The sequence below is a fragment of the Burkholderia sp. MSMB1459WGS genome, from assembly GCF_001534535.1.
In the GTDB taxonomy this organism is placed as follows: Bacteria; Pseudomonadota; Gammaproteobacteria; order Burkholderiales; family Burkholderiaceae; genus Burkholderia.
This window is the reverse complement of the sequence record NZ_LPMU01000021.1, coordinates 41,324-57,950: the sequence shown is the minus strand read 5'-3', so window position 1 is coordinate 57,950 and position 16,627 is coordinate 41,324. Positions and strand designations below refer to the sequence as shown.

Below are 16,627 nucleotides of genomic sequence, written 5' to 3'. Positions count from 1 at the left end.
GGCGGTGCGAATCCGCTGGCGCCGGTTCAGGGCGTGGTGAATCAAGTGACGGGCGCGTTGAGCGGCGGCAACCCGGCCGGCGCACTGACCGGTGTCGTTGGCACGGTCACGGGGGCACTGGGCAACCTTGGCAGCGGCTCGAATCCGCTCGCGCCGGTGCAGGGCGTGGTGAACGGTGTTACCGGCGCGCTTGGTGGCGCCAACCCGGCAGGCGCATTGACGGGCGCGCTGGGCACGGTGACGGGCGCACTGGGCGGCGTTGGCGGTGGCAACCCGGCGGGCGCTCTGACCGGCGCGCTGGGCACGGTAACGGGCGCCTTGGGCGGCGTCGGCGGTGGCAACCCCGCAGGCGCATTGACCGGCGCACTCGGCACGGTAACGGGCGCCTTGGGCGGCGTTGGCGGTGGCAACCTGGCGGGCGCTCTGACCGGCGCGCTGGGCACGGTAACGGGCGCCTTGGGCGGCGTCGGCGGTGGCAACCCCGCAGGCGCATTGACCGGCGCACTCGGCACGGTAACGGGCGCCTTGGGCGGCGTTGGCGGTGGCAACCCGGCGGGCGCACTGACCGGCGCACTCGGCACGGTAACGGGCGCCTTGGGCGGCGTCGGCGGTGGCAACCCCGCAGGCGCATTGACCGGCGCACTCGGCACGGTAACGGGTGCACTGGGCGGCGTTGGCGGCGGCAATCCCGCAGGCGCATTGACCGGCGCGCTGGGCACGGTGACGGGTGCACTGGGCGGCATCGGCGGCGGTAATCCCGCAGGCGCTCTGACCGGCGCACTCGGCACGGTAACCGGCGCCCTGGGCAACCTCGGCGGTGGCGCGAATCCGATCACCCCGATCCAGAACGTCGTGAACCAGGTCACGGGCACGCTCGGCAGCGGCAACCCGGCCGGCGCACTGAGCAACGCGGTCAACACGATCACGGGCACGCTCGGCAACGTCGGTGGCGCAGGCGGCCCGCTCGCGCCGGTGCAAGGCGCCGTCACGCAACTCGCCGGTACGCTCGGCAACGGCGATCCCGCCGGTGCGCTGACGAACGCGCTGAACTCGGTGACGGGCGCGCTCAGCGGCGCGAACCCGCTGGCGCCGGTGCAGGGCGTCGTGAACCAGGTCGTCGGCACGCTGTCGGGTGCTGGCGGCGGCAGCCCGATCACGCCGATCACGAACCTCGTCAGCGGTCTGCAGAACGCCCTGCCGGGCGGCAATCCGGCCGGCGCGCTGACCGGCGCACTCGGCTCGGTGACGGGCGCGCTCGGCAATCTCGGCGGGACGAACCCGCTGGCGCCGGTGCAAGGCGTCGTGAACCAGGTGGTCGGTACGCTCGGCGGCAGCAACGCGGCCGGCACGCTGAGCAACGCGGTCGGGACGGCCACGGGCGCCCTCGGCAACGCGGTCGGCTCGGTGGCGGGCGCGCTCGGCGCACTCGGTGGCACGAGCCCGCTGGCGCCGGTGCAGGGTGTCGTGAATCAGGTCGTCGGTACGCTCGGCAGCGGCAATCCGGCCGGCGCACTGACGGGCGCGCTGAACTCGGTGACGGGCGCCCTCGGCAACCTGGGCGGTTCCAACCCGCTGGCGCCGGTGCAAGGCGTCGTGAACCAGGTGGTCGGCACGCTGTCCGGCGCCGCCGGCAGCAACCCGATCGCGCCGATCACGAATCTGGTGAGCGGCCTGACCGGCGGAGGCAACCCGGCCGGCGCGCTGACTGGCGCGCTCGGTTCGGTGACGGGCGCACTCGCGTCAGGTCCGGCGGCGCTCGGCCAGGCGGCCGGCGCGCTGTCGGGCGCGGCCGGTTCGACGGCAGCGGCAGGCGGCAGTCTGCTCGGCTCGGGCGCGAATGCGGCCGGCGGCACGGCGGGCGCGGTCGGCTCGCTGCTGACGACGGGTGCCAACTCGACGGCGACGGTCGTCAATGCGGTCGGCACGTCGGCGGGCACGGTGCTCGGCTCCGCGCCGAGCCTGTCGGTGACGCCGCATTCCGGCAACAGCTCGCCGAACAACCCGCTCGCACCGGTGACGACGCTGCTCCAGTCGCTGACCGGCGCACTGCCGAGGTAACCGGCCGAAACCGCACGACGGCGCCGCATCGGCCGTCGTGCGCAACGGTCGCGCAACGCGGCATGACAGCGATGTCATGCCGCGTTGTCATTTCGGGCTTGCCGTTTTCTTTCTTCGCATCAATGATCGCCGCCGCTCGCCGCGTTGCGGCACGGCGTGCCATGGAATAACCGGCCGTCGCCGTCCGTTTACATACCGAGTTCCGGCACGGCCGGCCGGCGGGATAATGATCGCGACGCAGCCGATCGTCCCGTCCGGCGGCAGCCGCCAAGGAGACCGGAATGGAACGCGCCTGCGCGAGTTCGCGATCGATGCATGCGGTGCGCTGGGCGGCCCGACCGACGCATGGAAGGGATGACGCGCGGCGCTCGCAGGGAGCAAGCGATGAAGACGGCGATGACGAAGGGGTTCGGGCTGGCAGCGTTGCTCGCGGGCACGATGCTTGCGCAAGCGGACGGCGACCCGCCCGTGCGCGTGCCGGTCGACGCCGATGGCGTGCAGCGCGTGGCGATCGTCGGCGGCAGCTATTTCTTCCGGCCGGATCACGTGATCGTGCGCGCGCACGTGCCGGTCGAGCTGACCGTGTCGGCCGAGTCCGGCGTGGTGCCGCACAGCTTCGAAATCGACGCGCCGCAGGCCGGCATCGCGGTACGCACCGAGCTCGGCACGACGCCGAGGACGTTTCGTTTCACGCCGCTGCAGCCGGGGCGATTCGCCTACTATTGCACGCACCGGCTGCTGTTTTTCAGAAGCCATCGCGAGCGCGGGATGGAAGGCGTGCTCGATGTCGAGGCGGCGCCGTGATCGCCGCGTTGCTGGCCGCGAGCCTGATAGGAGCGAGCATGACAGCCGATCCCGTGACCGTCGCGCAGGCGCATTTCGACCACGTCCGCTCGTACCGCGCGACGATCCGCTCGTCGGCGCGCGACGGCGAGCACACCGAAATCCGCTACGCATACCTGAAACCGGGCTTCGTCCGGATGGATTTCGTGTCGCCGCATCGCGGCGCGGTGCTCGCGTACGATCCCGGCGACGGCAAGGTGCGGTTGCGCCCGTTCGGCACGCATGCACCGCCCGCGCTGACGCTGTCGCCGTCCAATCCGCTCGTGCGCGATCGCACCGGCCACCGGGTCGACCGCTCGGACGTCGGCGAACTGCTGCGCAACGTCCATGCGCTGCAGCAGGGCGGCGCGACGGTGACCGAAGGCGAGGAGGCCGTCGGCGGCCGGACCGCGCTGCGCGTGCTGGTCACGGGCGCGCCCGCGCACGCGGTCGACGGCGTGCATCGCTACCGGCTGTGGCTCGACGCCGCGGACGGTTTTCCGCTGAAGGTCGTCAGCTACGCGGACGGCGACGACGTGCCGCTCGAAACCGTGACGCTCGACGATGTGGAGATCGACGTCGCGTTTCCCGAACGTTTCTTCGCGCCCTGACGGCGCCGATCCGCGTTCCTGACGCGCATGCCGGAGGCTGCATGGCGGAGTACCGGTTTTCGACGATCTGGCGGGTGGATGCGCCGCTCGCGGCGGTCTGGGACGCGATCTACCAGGTCGATCGCTGGCCCGACTGGTGGAAGGGCGCCGTGCGCACCGTCGAGCTCGAGCATGGCGACGCACGCGGCGTCGGCGCGCTGCACCGGTACACGTGGAAGGGCGCGCTGCCGTACCGGCTGACCTTCGACATGCGCGTGCGGCGCGTCGAGCGGCCGCATGTGCTCGAAGGCCGTGCGAGCGGCGCGATCGAAGGCGACGGACGCTGGTCGTTCGCCGCCGACGGCGCGCGCACCGTCGTGCGCTACGACTGGCACATTCGCACGCACGGCTGGATGAACTGGCTGGAGCCGCTCGCACGGCCGCTGTTCCGATGGAATCACGACGTCGTGATGCGCGAAGGCGCGAAGGGGCTCGCGCGGCGGCTGGGCGCGGCCGTCGAGACGGACGGCCGGACCTTCCGGCCGCTGTCGGGCGGGGACTGTGCCGATGCGTGAGGCGCGCGACGCTTGCTCCGGCGACGCAGGCGCACGAACGTGGCGCGGCGGATGAAATCGGCGCCCACACGGTTTTTTCGCGGCGATGTCGCCGGTCTCAGGAACTCCGGGCTTACCCGGTGTCCAATCGGGGCTGGATGAGGTTGGTGAATCGCATGGGGCTGTCCATCGGGACGGCTGCCGTATTCAAGTAGCTGTTTTTAAAGGTTTTTTGTTGTGTTTCTGCATTTTTCCCGCCGCCTCGCCGCCCCGAAAATTCCCCCCGGTTTCCCTTCTTGAATTTGTCAAAACCCGTCCATATAATTAGCACTCGCTGCACGAGAGTGCTAACAATTCTCTGCCGGGCGATGAGCCGGGCAGTTTCCCTAAGCGTTCTTCAATCTCAGTCAAGAGAGGAGTGAATATGAACCTTCGTCCTTTGCACGATCGCGTGATCGTCAAGCGCCTGGATCAGGAAACCAAGACCGCCTCGGGCATCGTGATCCCCGACGCCGCTGCTGAAAAGCCGGATCAGGGCGAAGTCCTGGCCATCGGCCCGGGCAAGCGCGACGACAAGGGCGCGCCGATCGCACTCGACGTGAAGGTCGGCGATCGTGTCCTGTTCGGCAAGTACGCAGGCCAGACCGTGAAGGTCGACGGCCAGGAACTGCTGGTCATGCGCGAAGAAGACATCATGGCCGTTGTCAACGCCAAGTAAGCGTCCTCCGACGGTACATATTCCCAAGAATTCAAGGAGTTAAAGATGGCAGCTAAAGACGTCGTATTCGGCGATTCCGCCCGTTCGAAGATGGTCGAAGGCGTGAACATTCTCGCCAACGCAGTCAAGGTCACGCTGGGTCCGAAGGGCCGCAACGTCGTGCTCGAGCGCAGCTTCGGCGGCCCGACGGTCACCAAGGACGGTGTGTCGGTCGCGAAGGAAATCGAGCTGAAGGACAAGCTCCAGAACATGGGCGCGCAAATGGTCAAGGAAGTCGCTTCCAAGACCAGCGACAACGCAGGCGACGGCACGACGACGGCAACCGTCCTCGCGCAATCGATCGTTCGCGAAGGCATGAAGTACGTCGCATCGGGCATGAACCCGATGGACCTGAAGCGCGGCATCGACAAGGCAGTCGCAGCGGCTGTCGAAGAGCTGAAGAAGATCAGCAAGCCGTGCACGACCAACAAGGAAATCGCACAGGTCGGCTCGATCTCGGCGAACAGCGATTCGTCGATCGGCGATCGCATCGCTGAAGCAATGGACAAGGTCGGCAAGGAAGGCGTCATCACCGTCGAAGACGGCAAGTCGCTGGCCGACGAGCTGGACGTCGTCGAAGGCATGCAATTCGACCGCGGCTACCTGTCGCCGTACTTCATCAACAACCCGGACAAGCAAGTCGCCGTCCTCGACAATCCGTTCGTGCTGCTGCACGACAAGAAGGTGTCGAACATTCGTGACCTGCTGCCGGTGCTCGAGCAAGTCGCGAAGGCAGGCCGTCCGCTGCTGATCATCGCAGAAGACGTCGAAGGCGAAGCGCTCGCCACGCTGGTCGTCAACAACATCCGCGGCATCCTGAAGACCGTTGCGGTCAAGGCGCCGGGCTTCGGCGATCGTCGCAAGGCGATGCTGGAAGACATCGCGATCCTGACCGGCGGCCAGGTCATCGCGGAAGAAACCGGCCTGACGCTCGAGAAGGCAACGCTGGCAGAACTGGGCCAGGCGAAGCGCATCGAAGTGGGCAAGGAAAACACGACGATCATCGACGGCGCAGGCGAAGCGGCGAACATCGAAGCACGCGTGAAGCAAGTGCGCGCGCAAATCGAAGAAGCGACGTCGGACTACGACCGTGAAAAGCTGCAAGAGCGCGTGGCCAAGCTGGCGGGCGGCGTTGCAGTGATCAAGGTCGGTGCTGCGACCGAAGTCGAAATGAAGGAAAAGAAGGCACGTGTCGAAGACGCACTGCACGCAACCCGCGCAGCTGTGGAAGAAGGCATCGTGGCAGGCGGCGGCGTCGCGCTGATCCGCGCACGCACCGCGATCGCAGGCCTGACCGGCGCGAACGCCGACCAGAACGCCGGCATCAAGATCGTGCTGCGCGCGATGGAAGAGCCGCTGCGCCAGATCGTCACGAACGGCGGCGAAGAAGCCAGCGTCGTGGTGGCGGCGGTTGCTGCAGGCAAGGGCAACTACGGCTACAACGCAGCAACGGGCGAGTACGTCGACATGGTCGAAGCCGGCGTCGTCGACCCGACCAAGGTCACGCGCACTGCACTGCAGAACGCAGCGTCGGTTGCAGGCCTGCTGCTGACGACGGATGCAGCTGTCGCAGAACTGCCGAAGGAAGACGCACCGATGCCGGGCGGCATGCCGGGCGGCATGGGCGGCATGGGCATGGACATGTAATCGACTTCGGTCGATGGTGTCCGGAACGCGCAGCGATGCGCGTTCCAGCCAAAAGAAAAGACCCGCAGCGATGCGGGTCTTTTTTTATGCGCGCGTAATTTTCGATGCGTGCGCGAGGCGGCCGGATCTGTCACGCACCAGGCGCGGCGCGGCGTGCGGCGGCGGGACCTGCCTGCCGCGTCGCGACTCAATGCCGGTGCGACGTCCTCGGCGCCGGGTCGGCCTTCACGGCCGGCGGTGTGTCCGAATCGTCGTTGCTGCGCGCCCAGAAGAACCGGTCGGGCAGGTATGCGCCCATACCGGGCCGGAACGCGTCGCGCACGGCCTGGTACAGGTATTCCTGCGCCTCGCGCACGGCCTCCGGCGGCTCCTGCCCGTTCGCGAGCAGCGCCGCGATAGCTGCGCCGAGCGTATCGGTGATGCCCATCAGCCGGTGCGGCGAGCGATCCCACATGTCTTCGCGAAGCTGGCCTTCTTCGCCGTACAGCGTATTGACGAGCCGGTGCGAGCCCGTTTCCGACGACAGGATGTATTCGCAACCTTGCGACAGCAGGTGCGACACGGCCGCATCGAGGTTCGGTGCCTCGGCATCGCCGTCCGGCTGCGCGAGCGCGATCAGCGTCGCGTGGTCAGCGACGAGCAAGGTGGTTTGCGGCGCCAGCAGGTCGGCGATCGATTCGCGCAGGTCGTCGGCGGCGAGCACGTGTTCGTCGTCGAGCGTGAAGTCCGGCGCGAGCACGAGCGGCACGCCGTCGTAGTCGGCGACGACTTCGGCGATCGCGCTCACGACTTCCGCGCGCGTCGCCGCGCCGATCTTGAACGCGGCAACCGGCATGTCTTCGAGCAGCATGCGCGCCTGCGCGGCGACGACGTCGGGGTCGAGGCCCGTGACTTCATCGCAGGCGGCCGAGTCGCGCACGGTATAGCCGGTCAGGACGGACACGCCGTGACAGCCCATGCTCGCCAGGGTCATCAGATCGGCTTGGAGGCCGGAGCCGCCGGTGGGATCGGACAGGCCGAAGGTGAGGACGATCGGAGGGGCGTTGCTGGACATGTAAAAATGGGGCAAGAGAAAAACGGAAAAGCGACGGAGATGCGGACCGCGAGGCGAGAGGGGCGTTTTCGGCCCTGTGTTGCCCGGCAGGCCGCACTTTCAGCCATTATGCGGTGGAATCCGGCCGGTACGACGGATTTTTTAGCGCAGCGCAACGTAGTCGCCGTCCTCCAGCGCGATTGCTAGGCAGTCCGGCCCCGACACGGTACCATCATGGCTCCCGAATTTACCGACTTTCCCCGACGCGGCTTAAGATGGAATACAAGAGCTGGATGTGCCTGATTTGTGGCTGGATTTACGACGAAGAAGCCGGGCTGCCGGAAGAGGGCATTGCCCCGGGCACGCGCTGGGAAGACGTCCCGATCAACTGGACGTGTCCCGAATGCGGCGCCCGCAAGGAAGACTTCGAGATGGTCCAGATCTGATCGGACCGCTGGCCCACGCACACTCCGCTCAGGCCTCGCACGGATTCGGCGCTCGCGCGCCGCGATTCGCGCGAGCGACTCGACGATGACAGGCGCGCGTGTCCATGACGTCCGATCCGGCGAACGTTCCCCACCCTGACGCATTGCCCAACCCGCGTGGCGGAGCCGTGCGCGCGGCCGAAGCATGGCTGGCGGCGGCTGCCGACGCATTCGAGCGGCGCGACGACGCCGCGGCGCCGCTCGCCGCGGCCGCGGCCGTGCTGGCGGAAGCCGGCTGGCTGCCGGCCGCGCGTTTCGCCGGGCAACTGTCGGCCGCCGTGCCGCTCGTCGGCACCGAGCCGACTTCGGCCGGCTGGCGGGCCGCGCTGCACGATTTTCGTGCGGCCGTCGGGCGTCACAACCTGCGCGAGCTCGCGTGCTCGCCCGTTCTCTTCGAGCATTTCCGTGCGTTGCGTGCGCAAAGCGCCGCCGACCTGCGCGCGAGCGCGCCGCTCGATGCGCTCGCGCTGGTCGGCCGCGCGGTGCCGCCTGCCACGCTGCGCGCGCTGCCCGATGCATTCGCGGCCCGGCTTCGCGCCCGCTATGAGCAGGCGCTGCTGGGCGTGCTGCGTGCCGAACACGGCGCGCCGGGGGCCGCGCTCGACGAACTCGACGCGATGCTGGCCGCGCTCGCCGATGACGCACCGTACGATTTCTGGCGGCTCGCGGCCGCATGCGTGCGCGCGCTGCGCGCAAGCGGCGCGCCCGAGCTGAAGCGCTTTCTCGCGCGAACCAACCTGCTGCTCGGCGAACACGCGCAGGGCCGGCGCGGCGCACCGCCCGAACTGGTGCGCGAGACGGTGGCGCTGCTATGGCGCGATTTCGCGCTGTTCGGCGCCGCGGCCGAGGACGTCGCGCTCGTCGACGTGCTGCACGACTACGGGTTGACGGTCGACTGGCACGTCGCCGGCACGCCCGCATCCGAAGCATTGTGGGAGGCCGATGCGGCGCGGGCCGAGCACGATGCGGTCGCCGCCGCGCCCACTCGCGCGCTCGGCGTCGTGACCGTCAACGCGCACGCCTACGAGGATTTCCTGCAGACCGCCGATGCGTCGATGGCCGACCTGGCGGCCGATCCGGCCACCGCCGACGCGGGTGCCGCGTGGCACGCGTCCGGCGCGGCCTATCGGGTCGGCACGGCCGCGTGCGCGCTGGGGCTCGGCCACGCGGCGCTGCTGGCCGACACGCTTGGCCTGGCGTGGCGCCGTGCGGCGCATGGCGTGCCGCTCGCCGACGGCGGCCTCGATGCGCACCGCCACGCGTCCGACATGCTGCGTGCGGCGCTCCTGAAGATCGCGGCCGGCGTCGCGCCGCCGGACCTCACGGCGGCGTCCGAAGCGCTCGGCGCCGCGCTCGGCCGGACCTGACGAACAAGGGGACGGACACACGGCGGCGGCCCTTGTCGCATGGGCCTGCAACACGCTGCCGACAGCGCCCGCGCGCGTGTTAGAGTGCCGTGTGATCCGCGCGCGCCGTTGCCAGCGCGGCGCGGCGTTGCTTGTTGATCGCGGCCCGGTCAGGTCGCGGCGTCTTTGCTAAAATTCAAACCATGTCAAAGCCTTCCGATCGCATCAATCTCACCAACCAGTTCCTGATCGCCATGCCCAACATGGCCGATCCGACGTTCTCGGGGACGGTGGTCTATCTTTGCGATCACAGCGAGCGCGGTGCGCTCGGCCTCGTCATCAATCGTCCTACCGACATCGACCTCGAATCGCTGTTCAACCGCATCGACCTGAAGCTCGACATCGAGCCGCTGCTGCACATTCCCGTGTACTTCGGCGGCCCGGTCCAGACCGAGCGCGGCTTCGTGCTGCACGAGCCGGTCGAGGGCGCGAGCTACAACTCGTCGATGTCCGTCGACGGCGGGCTCGAGATGACGACGTCGAAGGACGTGCTCGAGGCGGTCGCGACGGGCACCGGCCCGAAACGCTTCCTGCTGACGCTCGGTCATGCAGGCTGGGGTGCCGGGCAGCTCGAGGAAGAAATTTCCCGCAACGGCTGGCTGACGGTCGCCGCCGACCCGCGCATCGTGTTCGATACGCCGGCCGAAGAGCGCTTCGAAGCCGCCCTCGGCCTGCTCGGCGTCAGCTCGTCGATGCTGTCCGGCGAGGCAGGGCACGCATGAGCGGCGCGAGCGCGCGCGATGCGACGCTCCTGGCGTTCGACTACGGCGAGAAACGGATCGGCGTCGCGATCGGCAACGGGCTGACGCGCTCCGCCCGTGCGCTCGTCGTGATCCAGAACCTGAACCGCGAACACCGCTTCAAGGCGGTTGGCGACCTGCTGGCCGAATGGCGGCCGGATGCGCTCGTCGTGGGCTTGCCGATGCATCCGGACGGCACGCCGCACGATATGACGCAGCAGGCGAAGCGCTTCGGCAACCAGTTGAACGGCCGCTTCGGGCTACCCGTCACGTGGATCGACGAGCGCTATTCGTCGGTCGAGGCCGAGGCCGGGCTGCGCGAGCGCGACGTGCGCGGTCGCGCACGCACCGACATGCTCGATGCCGAAGCCGCGCGCGTCATCCTTCAACAGTATTTCGATCAATTGTCCGACCATGAGCACCATTGACGCCGAGGCGCTTTACCGCGTCCTGCTCGACCAGATCCGCGCCGCGTACGGCACGGCGTTCGCCGAACCGGGCGGCCCGCGGCTCGCCGGCATTCATAGCGGCGGCGCGTGGCTCGCCGAGCGCCTCGCGAGCGATCTCGGCGCACCGGCGTTCGGCGTCGTCAACGTCGCGCTGCACCGCGACGACTACGCGAAGAAGGGGCTGCACAGCCAGGCCAGCCCGACGTCGCTGCCGTTCGACGTCGACGGCGCGCGCATCGTGCTCGTCGACGACGTGCTGTACACCGGGCGCACCGTGCGCGCGGCGCTCAACGAGCTGTTCGACTACGGCCGTCCGGCCGCGGTCGAGCTCGCGGTGCTCGCCGATCGCGGCGGCCGCGAGTTGCCGGTCGCCGCGCGCTTCGCAGGCGGCACGCTCGACGTGCCGGCCGACGCGACGCTCGTGCTCGCGCGCGACGATACGCGGTTCACGCTGCACGCCGAGTCGCACGGCACCTGAACGACACGCGAACCGTATCCCGGGCCGCTGGTTTGCACCGCGGCCCGTTTGCATAGTTGGAATCACGCACACCATGACCACCGACACCACTGGCCGCACCGGCAATCCCGCGGCGGCCGCGAGCCCCGACCGGTTTCGCTACGGGTTCCTGAAGGGCAACCCGCAGCTCACGAAAAACGGCGAGCTGAAGCACCTGCTGTCGATCGAGGGCCTGCCGCGCTCGATCGTCAATCACATCCTCGATACGGCCGAGCAGTTCGTCAGCGTGACGGACCGCGAAGTGAAGAAGGTGCCGCTCCTGCGCGGCAAGTCCGTGTTCAACCTGTTCTTCGAGAACTCGACGCGCACGCGCACGACCTTCGAGATCGCCGCGACGCGCCTGTCGGCCGACGTGCTGAACCTGAACATCAATGCGTCGTCGACCAGCAAGGGCGAATCGCTGCTCGACACGATCAACAACCTGTCGGCGATGCATGCCGACCTGTTCGTCGTGCGCCACGCGTCGAGCGGCGCGCCGTACCTGATCGCCGAGCACTGCGCGCCGCACGTGCACGTGATCAACGCCGGCGACGGCCGCCACGCGCACCCGACGCAGGGCCTGCTCGACATGTACACGATCCGTCACTACAAGCGCGACTTCACGAAGCTGCGCGTGGCGATCGTCGGCGACATCCTGCATTCGCGCGTCGCGCGCTCCGACATCCACGCGCTCACCACGCTCGGCGTGCCGGAAGTGCGTGCGATCGGCCCGCGCACGCTGCTGCCGGGCGGGCTCGAGCAGATGGGCGTGAAGGTGTTCCACAACCTCGACGAGGGGCTGAAGGGCGTCGACGTGATCATCATGCTGCGCCTGCAGAACGAACGGATGAGCGGCGCGCTGCTGCCGTCCGCGCAGGAGTACTTCAAGACGTGGGGCCTGACGCCCGAGCGCCTCGCGCTCGCCGCGCCCGACGCGATCGTGATGCATCCGGGCCCGATGAACCGCGGCGTCGAGATCGATTCGCAGGTCGCCGACGGTCCGCAGTCGGTGATCCTCAACCAGGTCACGTTCGGCATCGCCGTGCGGATGGCGGTGATGGGCATCGTCGCCGGCAACAGCGACTGAGCCCGCTTTCGCGCATCCCGATCCAGGCATTCAACGCAATCAACGCATTCACAGACAGCGCATGAAGATTCATATCAAAGGCGGCACGCTGATCGACCCGGTCGCCGGCACCGAAGGGCAGGCCGACGTATTCGTCGCGGACGGCAAGATCGCCGCGCTTGGCAGCGCGCCGGCCGGTTTCAACGCGGACAGGACGATCGACGCGTCGGGCCTGATCGTCGCGCCCGGCCTCGTCGACCTGTGCGCGCGGCTGCGCGAGCCCGGCTACGAGCACAAGGCGACGCTCGCGTCCGAGATGGCCGCGGCCGTCGCGGGCGGCGTCACGACGCTCGTGTGCCCGCCGGACACCGATCCCGTGCTCGACGAGCCGGGCCTCGTGGAAATGCTCAAGTTCCGCGCGCGCAACCTGCGGCAGGCGAACGTGCATCCGCTCGGCGCGCTGACGGTCGGCCTCAAGGGCGAGGTGATCACCGAGATGGTCGCGCTGACCGAATCCGGCTGCGTCGGCTTCACGCACGCCAACGTGCCGGTGCGCGACACGCAGGTGCTGCTGCGCGCGCTGCAATACGCGAGCACCTACGGTTACACGACGTGGCTGCGTCCGCTCGACGCGTTCATCGGCCGCGGCGGTGTGGCCGCGAGCGGCGCGCTCGCGTCGCGGCTCGGGCTCTCCGGCGTGCCGGTCGCGGCCGAGACGATCGCACTGCACACCATTTTCGAACTGATGCGCGTGACGGGCGCGCGCGTGCACCTCGCGCGGCTGTCGTCGGCGGCCGGCCTCGCGCTCGTGCGTGCGGCGAAGGCGGAAGGACTGCCCGTGACCTGCGACGTCGGCGCGAACCACGTTCACCTGATCGACGTCGACATCGGTTACTTCGATTCGCAGTTCCGGCTCGACCCGCCGCTGCGCGGCGAGCGCGACCGCGAAGCGATCCGCGTGGCGCTCGCCGACGGCACGATCGACGCGATCTGCTCGGATCACACGCCGGTCGACGACGACGAGAAGCTGCTGCCGTTCGGCGAAGCGACGCCGGGCGCGACCGGGCTCGAGCTGCTGCTGTCGCTGACGCTGAAGTGGGCGGACGAGACGCGCACGCCGCTCGCGCAGGCGCTGCGCCGCATCACCTCCGCGCCGGCCGACGTGCTGCAGCTGCCGGCGGGCCGCCTCGCCGAAGGCGGCGCGGCCGACCTGTGCGTGTTCGATCCGCGCGCGCACTGGCGCGTCGAGCCGCGTGCGCTGAAGAGCCAGGGCCACAACTCGCCGTTCCTCGGCTACGAACTGCCGGCCACCGTGCGCACGACGCTCGTCGCCGGGCAGATCGCGTTCGAGCGCCACTGAACCCCGTCGGACCTTCGCCATGACCGCCATTCGCAAGCTGCGTCTCGTCTTTCACCTGTTGCGCGGCATGGCGATCGTCGCGCTGCGCTTTTCGCACGTCACGCCCGCGCACCGCGCCGAGCTGATACGCCGCTGGTCGCTCAAGATGCTGCGGATCTGCGGGATGCGCCTCGTCGTCCACAACGACGGCGCGCGGCTCGATGCGAGCGCGCTCGTCGTGGGCAATCACGTCTCGTGGCTGGACATCTATGCGGTCAACGCGTGGCGGCCGACGCCGTTCGTGTCGAAGGCCGAGGTGCGGCAGTGGCCGATCGTCGGCTGGCTCGCCGAGAAGCTCGACACCGTGTTCCTGCAGCGCGAGAAGCGTACCGAGGCGATGCGGATCATGCACGAGATGGCCGAGCGCCTGCGCAACGGCGGCGTGATGTGCGTGTTTCCGGAAGGGACGACGTCCGACGGCCAGGATCTGCTGCCGTTCCATGCGAACCTGTTCCAGGCCGCGGTATCGGCCGGCTGCGCGGTGCAGCCGATTTGCCTGATGTACGAGGACGCGCACGGGCGGCAGTCGGTCGCGCCGGCGTACACGGGCGACCTGTCGCTCGGCAAGTCGCTCGACATGGTGCTGCGCGGCGGCCCGCTCGTCGCGCATCTGTATGTGTGCGAACCGATCGCGCCGGGCGGCGACCGCCGCGCGACGTCCGCGGCGGCGCGCGACGCGATCGCCGCCGCACTGGTGACACTGCAGGAGAAGGTCGGCAAGCCGACGGCGGAGTCGCTTGCCGAGCTGCAGAAGCATGCGTATCCGGCGACCGAGCTCGGCGCCGATGCTGCGGGCGACGCGACGCCCGACGCGCCCGTGCCGGGGCGCGAGGGCTGACGCGCGACCGCGGCGCGTGAATCAGCGTGCCGTCACTCGCCGCCCGGCGAGCGGCACGCTTCGCACTGCACCTGCGTGACCGTGCGCTGCGCCGGATCGGCCGCGAGTCGCACGGCCGACAACTGGTTTCCCCATACGCAACCCGAATCGAGCGCGACGACGTTGTCGCGCAGCATCAGGCCGAGCGCGGCCCAGTGCCCGAACACGACCGTCACGTCCTCGGTGCGGCGCCCCGGCGCGTCGAACCACGGCAGGTAGCCGGGCGGCGCGCTGTCGGGGCCGCCGTTCGCCTTGAACTCCATCGCGCCGTCGGGTGTGCAGAAGCGCAGGCGCGTGAACGCATTGAATGCGACGCGCATCCGGTCGCGTTTCTTCAGGTTCGGACTCCACTGGTTCGGCTCGTTGCCGTACAGCCCTTGCAACGTGTCGCGCCAGTCGGGGGCACGCAGCGCGTGCTGCAGTTCGTCGGCGAGTTCGAGGGCAAGCGTGGTGTCCCATTGCGGCAGCACGCCGGCGTGCACGAGCAGTTTTCCGTCGTCGACATGCACGAACGGACGGTGGCGGACCCAGTCGAGCAGCGCGTCGGCGTCGGGCGCGTCGAGGATCTCGCCGATGGTGTCGCCGGGGCGCTCGGTGCGAATGCCGGCCGAGACGGCGAGCAAATGAAGGTCGTGGTTGCCGAGAACGACGGTCGCGCGCGGGCCGAGATCGACAATGGCGCGCAAGGCGGCGAGCGAGCCAGGGCCGCGGTTGACGACGTCGCCGGCGATCCAGAGCGGCGTGTCGGCGGGGACTGAAAGCTTGGCCAGCAGCGACTGGAAAGCGGAATGACAGCCTTGGATGTCGCCGATGGCGATGGGGGAGAGGGTCATGGGGCGGCGGATTTTGCGAGTATCGAGAACGCGGGGAAAATTATCCAGTCAATGCGGCGCCGTGCAATTTCTGTTCCGCAACAGGGCGGTAATCTGGCAATAAATTTCGCGCCTGGAAAGGGTTCGAAGCGCTGTATCAAGTTGTTAGCGGCATGGCTTTTGCAGGGGGCGACTCCCTATAATTGTCGCTTTCCCCAACAAAATTAGCATTTCATGACTTTGGAGGCCATGTCGACCGGTTAAAATTCCCGGTCTGACGTGGCGGCCATCGCCAAGTGCTTCGAATTTTGACGCGGCGACCGCCTGATGGCGCTCGCCGCGCATTACTACAGAGGGAGTCTCATGATTCTGGTTACGGGCGGCGCAGGGTTTATCGGTGCCAACTTTGTACTCGATTGGCTACGCGAATCCGACGAAGCGGTGCTCAACGTCGACAAGCTGACCTATGCGGGCAACCTCCGTACACTGCAATCGCTGGACGGCAACCCGAAGCACGTATTCGCACGCGTCGACATTTGCGATCGTACCGCGCTCGATGCGCTGTTCGCCGAGCACAAGCCGCGCGCGGTGCTGCATTTCGCCGCCGAAAGCCACGTCGATCGCTCGATCCACGGCCCCGCGGACTTCGTGCAGACCAACGTCGTCGGCACGTTTACGCTGCTCGAGGCGACCCGCCAGTACTGGAACGGCCTGAACGACGCCGACAAGGCCGCGTTCCGCTTCCTGCACGTGTCGACCGACGAGGTGTTCGGTTCGCTGTCGGCCACCGATCCGCAATTCTCCGAGACGACGCCGTACGCGCCAAACAGCCCGTATTCGGCGACGAAGGCGGGATCCGACCACTTGGTACGCGCATACCATCATACGTACGGTCTGCCGGTACTGACGACGAACTGTTCGAACAACTACGGCCCGTACCAGTTCCCCGAGAAATTGATCCCGTTGATGATCGCGAATGCGCTCGCGGGCAAGCCGCTGCCGGTGTATGGCGACGGCCAGAACGTGCGCGACTGGTTGTACGTCGGCGATCACTGCAGCGCGATCCGCGAAGTGCTAGCGCGCGGCGTGCCGGGCGAGACGTACAACGTCGGCGGCTGGAACGAGAAGAAGAACCTCGAAGTCGTGCATACGCTGTGCGACCTGCTCGACAAGGCGCGCCCGAAGGCAGCCGGGTCGTACCGCGACCAGATCACCTATGTGACCGACCGCCCGGGCCATGATCGCCGCTACGCGATCGATGCACGCAAGCTCGAACGCGAGCTCGGCTGGAAGCCGGCGGAAACGTTCGAGACGGGCCTGGCGAAGACGGTCGACTGGTACCTCGACAACCAGGCCTGGGCCGACGAGGTCGCATCGGGCGAGTACCGCAAGTGGGTCGAGACGAACTACGCGAAACGCACCTGAGGAGAGAAGCG

The 16,627-nt window shown here is 68.4% G+C and carries 17 protein-coding genes; 15 read left to right on the top strand and 2 right to left on the bottom strand.

Annotated elements, in window-relative coordinates:
- From WT97_RS34520 to groL, 6 genes are all read left to right on the top strand, one after another.
- Positions 1-2,058, top strand: a 2,058-nt coding sequence (locus WT97_RS34520; protein ID WP_060353260.1) for a hypothetical protein, incomplete at its 5' end; no start/stop codon positions are given.
- Positions 2,059-2,442: 384 nt separating this feature from the next.
- Entirely contained in the window at positions 2,443-2,862 is a 420-nt protein-coding gene (locus WT97_RS07780) for a hypothetical protein (protein ID WP_059791963.1), read from the top strand.
- Entirely contained in the window at positions 2,859-3,491 is a 633-nt protein-coding gene (locus WT97_RS07775; RefSeq protein ID WP_059499820.1) for a hypothetical protein, read from the top strand. The genes WT97_RS07780 and WT97_RS07775 overlap by 4 nt, the downstream gene beginning before the upstream one ends.
- 41 nt (positions 3,492-3,532) lie before the next feature.
- Positions 3,533-4,045 (top strand): SRPBCC family protein, encoded by a 513-nt coding sequence (locus WT97_RS07770; RefSeq protein WP_059791684.1) that lies wholly within the window; start codon positions 3,533-3,535, stop codon positions 4,043-4,045.
- A 403-nt stretch (positions 4,046-4,448) separates the two neighbouring features.
- Entirely contained in the window at positions 4,449-4,742 is a 294-nt protein-coding gene (gene groES, locus WT97_RS07765) for a co-chaperone GroES (protein WP_004186661.1), read from the top strand.
- Positions 4,743-4,787: 45 nt separating this feature from the next.
- Positions 4,788-6,428 (top strand): chaperonin GroEL, encoded by a 1,641-nt coding sequence (groL, locus tag WT97_RS07760; protein WP_059499822.1) that lies wholly within the window; start codon positions 4,788-4,790, stop codon positions 6,426-6,428.
- Between the two features lie 187 nt (positions 6,429-6,615).
- Here groL and WT97_RS07755 read toward each other — a convergent pair whose 3' ends face one another.
- Positions 6,616-7,482, bottom strand: coding sequence for a hydroxymethylpyrimidine/phosphomethylpyrimidine kinase (locus WT97_RS07755; protein ID WP_012492910.1), 867 nt, complete (start codon positions 7,480-7,482; stop codon positions 6,616-6,618).
- A gap of 254 nt (positions 7,483-7,736) precedes the next feature.
- Here WT97_RS07755 and WT97_RS07750 point away from each other — a divergent pair, with 254 nt between their 5' ends.
- From WT97_RS07750 to WT97_RS07715, 8 genes are all read left to right on the top strand, one after another.
- Positions 7,737-7,907, top strand: coding sequence for a rubredoxin (locus tag WT97_RS07750; protein ID WP_004186709.1), 171 nt, complete (start codon positions 7,737-7,739; stop codon positions 7,905-7,907).
- A gap of 104 nt (positions 7,908-8,011) precedes the next feature.
- Entirely contained in the window at positions 8,012-9,313 is a 1,302-nt protein-coding gene (locus WT97_RS07745; RefSeq protein WP_059499823.1) for a hypothetical protein, read from the top strand.
- A gap of 182 nt (positions 9,314-9,495) precedes the next feature.
- On the top strand, positions 9,496-10,074 hold the full coding sequence (locus WT97_RS07740) for a YqgE/AlgH family protein (protein ID WP_006491354.1): 579 nt from the start codon (positions 9,496-9,498) through the stop codon (positions 10,072-10,074).
- Positions 10,071-10,520: a Holliday junction resolvase RuvX gene (gene ruvX / locus WT97_RS07735; RefSeq protein ID WP_059499824.1), complete on the top strand. Its 450-nt coding sequence runs from the start codon at positions 10,071-10,073 to the stop codon at positions 10,518-10,520. The genes WT97_RS07740 and ruvX overlap by 4 nt, the downstream gene beginning before the upstream one ends.
- Positions 10,507-11,019, top strand: coding sequence for a bifunctional pyr operon transcriptional regulator/uracil phosphoribosyltransferase PyrR (gene pyrR / locus WT97_RS07730; RefSeq protein WP_059791682.1), 513 nt, complete (start codon positions 10,507-10,509; stop codon positions 11,017-11,019). Before ruvX ends, pyrR begins: the two co-directional genes overlap by 14 nt.
- 73 nt (positions 11,020-11,092) lie before the next feature.
- Positions 11,093-12,124 (top strand): aspartate carbamoyltransferase catalytic subunit, encoded by a 1,032-nt coding sequence (locus WT97_RS07725; RefSeq protein ID WP_006476735.1) that lies wholly within the window; start codon positions 11,093-11,095, stop codon positions 12,122-12,124.
- Positions 12,125-12,185: 61 nt separating this feature from the next.
- A complete protein-coding gene (locus tag WT97_RS07720; protein WP_059824380.1) occupies positions 12,186-13,463 on the top strand; it encodes a dihydroorotase in 1,278 nt (425 codons plus the stop codon).
- A gap of 19 nt (positions 13,464-13,482) precedes the next feature.
- Complete coding sequence (locus WT97_RS07715; RefSeq protein WP_059791678.1) at positions 13,483-14,340, top strand: 1-acyl-sn-glycerol-3-phosphate acyltransferase; 858 nt, start codon at positions 13,483-13,485, stop codon at positions 14,338-14,340.
- Positions 14,341-14,372: 32 nt separating this feature from the next.
- Here the strand turns inward: WT97_RS07715 and WT97_RS07710 are convergent, their stop codons facing one another.
- Complete coding sequence (locus WT97_RS07710) at positions 14,373-15,212, bottom strand: symmetrical bis(5'-nucleosyl)-tetraphosphatase (RefSeq protein ID WP_059791676.1); 840 nt, start codon at positions 15,210-15,212, stop codon at positions 14,373-14,375.
- Between the two features lie 342 nt (positions 15,213-15,554).
- On the opposite strand from WT97_RS07710, the gene rfbB reads away from it, so the two are divergent.
- Entirely contained in the window at positions 15,555-16,616 is a 1,062-nt protein-coding gene (gene rfbB, locus WT97_RS07705; protein WP_059791961.1) for a dTDP-glucose 4,6-dehydratase, read from the top strand.
- Positions 16,617-16,627: the final 11 nt, after the last annotated feature.

What these genes read in the sequence shown, in the direction of transcription:
- WT97_RS07715 (WP_059791678.1), top strand. Translation starts at nt 13,483, where the DNA reads ATGACCGCCATTCGCAAGCTGCGTCTCGTCTTTCACCTGTTGCGCGGC.
- WT97_RS07745 (WP_059499823.1), top strand. Translation starts at nt 8,012, where the DNA reads ATGACGTCCGATCCGGCGAACGTTCCCCACCCTGACGCATTGCCCAAC.
- WT97_RS07780 (WP_059791963.1), top strand. Translation starts at nt 2,443, where the DNA reads ATGAAGACGGCGATGACGAAGGGGTTCGGGCTGGCAGCGTTGCTCGCG.
- rfbB (WP_059791961.1), top strand. Translation starts at nt 15,555, where the DNA reads ATGATTCTGGTTACGGGCGGCGCAGGGTTTATCGGTGCCAACTTTGTA.
- WT97_RS07710 (WP_059791676.1), bottom strand. Translation starts at nt 15,212, where the DNA reads ATGACCCTCTCCCCCATCGCCATCGGCGACATCCAAGGCTGTCATTCC.
- pyrR (WP_059791682.1), top strand. Translation starts at nt 10,507, where the DNA reads ATGAGCACCATTGACGCCGAGGCGCTTTACCGCGTCCTGCTCGACCAG.
- WT97_RS07725 (WP_006476735.1), top strand. Translation starts at nt 11,093, where the DNA reads ATGACCACCGACACCACTGGCCGCACCGGCAATCCCGCGGCGGCCGCG.
- WT97_RS07740 (WP_006491354.1), top strand. Translation starts at nt 9,496, where the DNA reads ATGTCAAAGCCTTCCGATCGCATCAATCTCACCAACCAGTTCCTGATC.
- ruvX (WP_059499824.1), top strand. Translation starts at nt 10,071, where the DNA reads ATGAGCGGCGCGAGCGCGCGCGATGCGACGCTCCTGGCGTTCGACTAC.
- WT97_RS07750 (WP_004186709.1), top strand. Translation starts at nt 7,737, where the DNA reads ATGGAATACAAGAGCTGGATGTGCCTGATTTGTGGCTGGATTTACGAC.
- WT97_RS07755 (WP_012492910.1), bottom strand. Translation starts at nt 7,482, where the DNA reads ATGTCCAGCAACGCCCCTCCGATCGTCCTCACCTTCGGCCTGTCCGAT.
- groES (WP_004186661.1), top strand. Translation starts at nt 4,449, where the DNA reads ATGAACCTTCGTCCTTTGCACGATCGCGTGATCGTCAAGCGCCTGGAT.
- groL (WP_059499822.1), top strand. Translation starts at nt 4,788, where the DNA reads ATGGCAGCTAAAGACGTCGTATTCGGCGATTCCGCCCGTTCGAAGATG.
- WT97_RS07770 (WP_059791684.1), top strand. Translation starts at nt 3,533, where the DNA reads ATGGCGGAGTACCGGTTTTCGACGATCTGGCGGGTGGATGCGCCGCTC.
- WT97_RS07720 (WP_059824380.1), top strand. Translation starts at nt 12,186, where the DNA reads ATGAAGATTCATATCAAAGGCGGCACGCTGATCGACCCGGTCGCCGGC.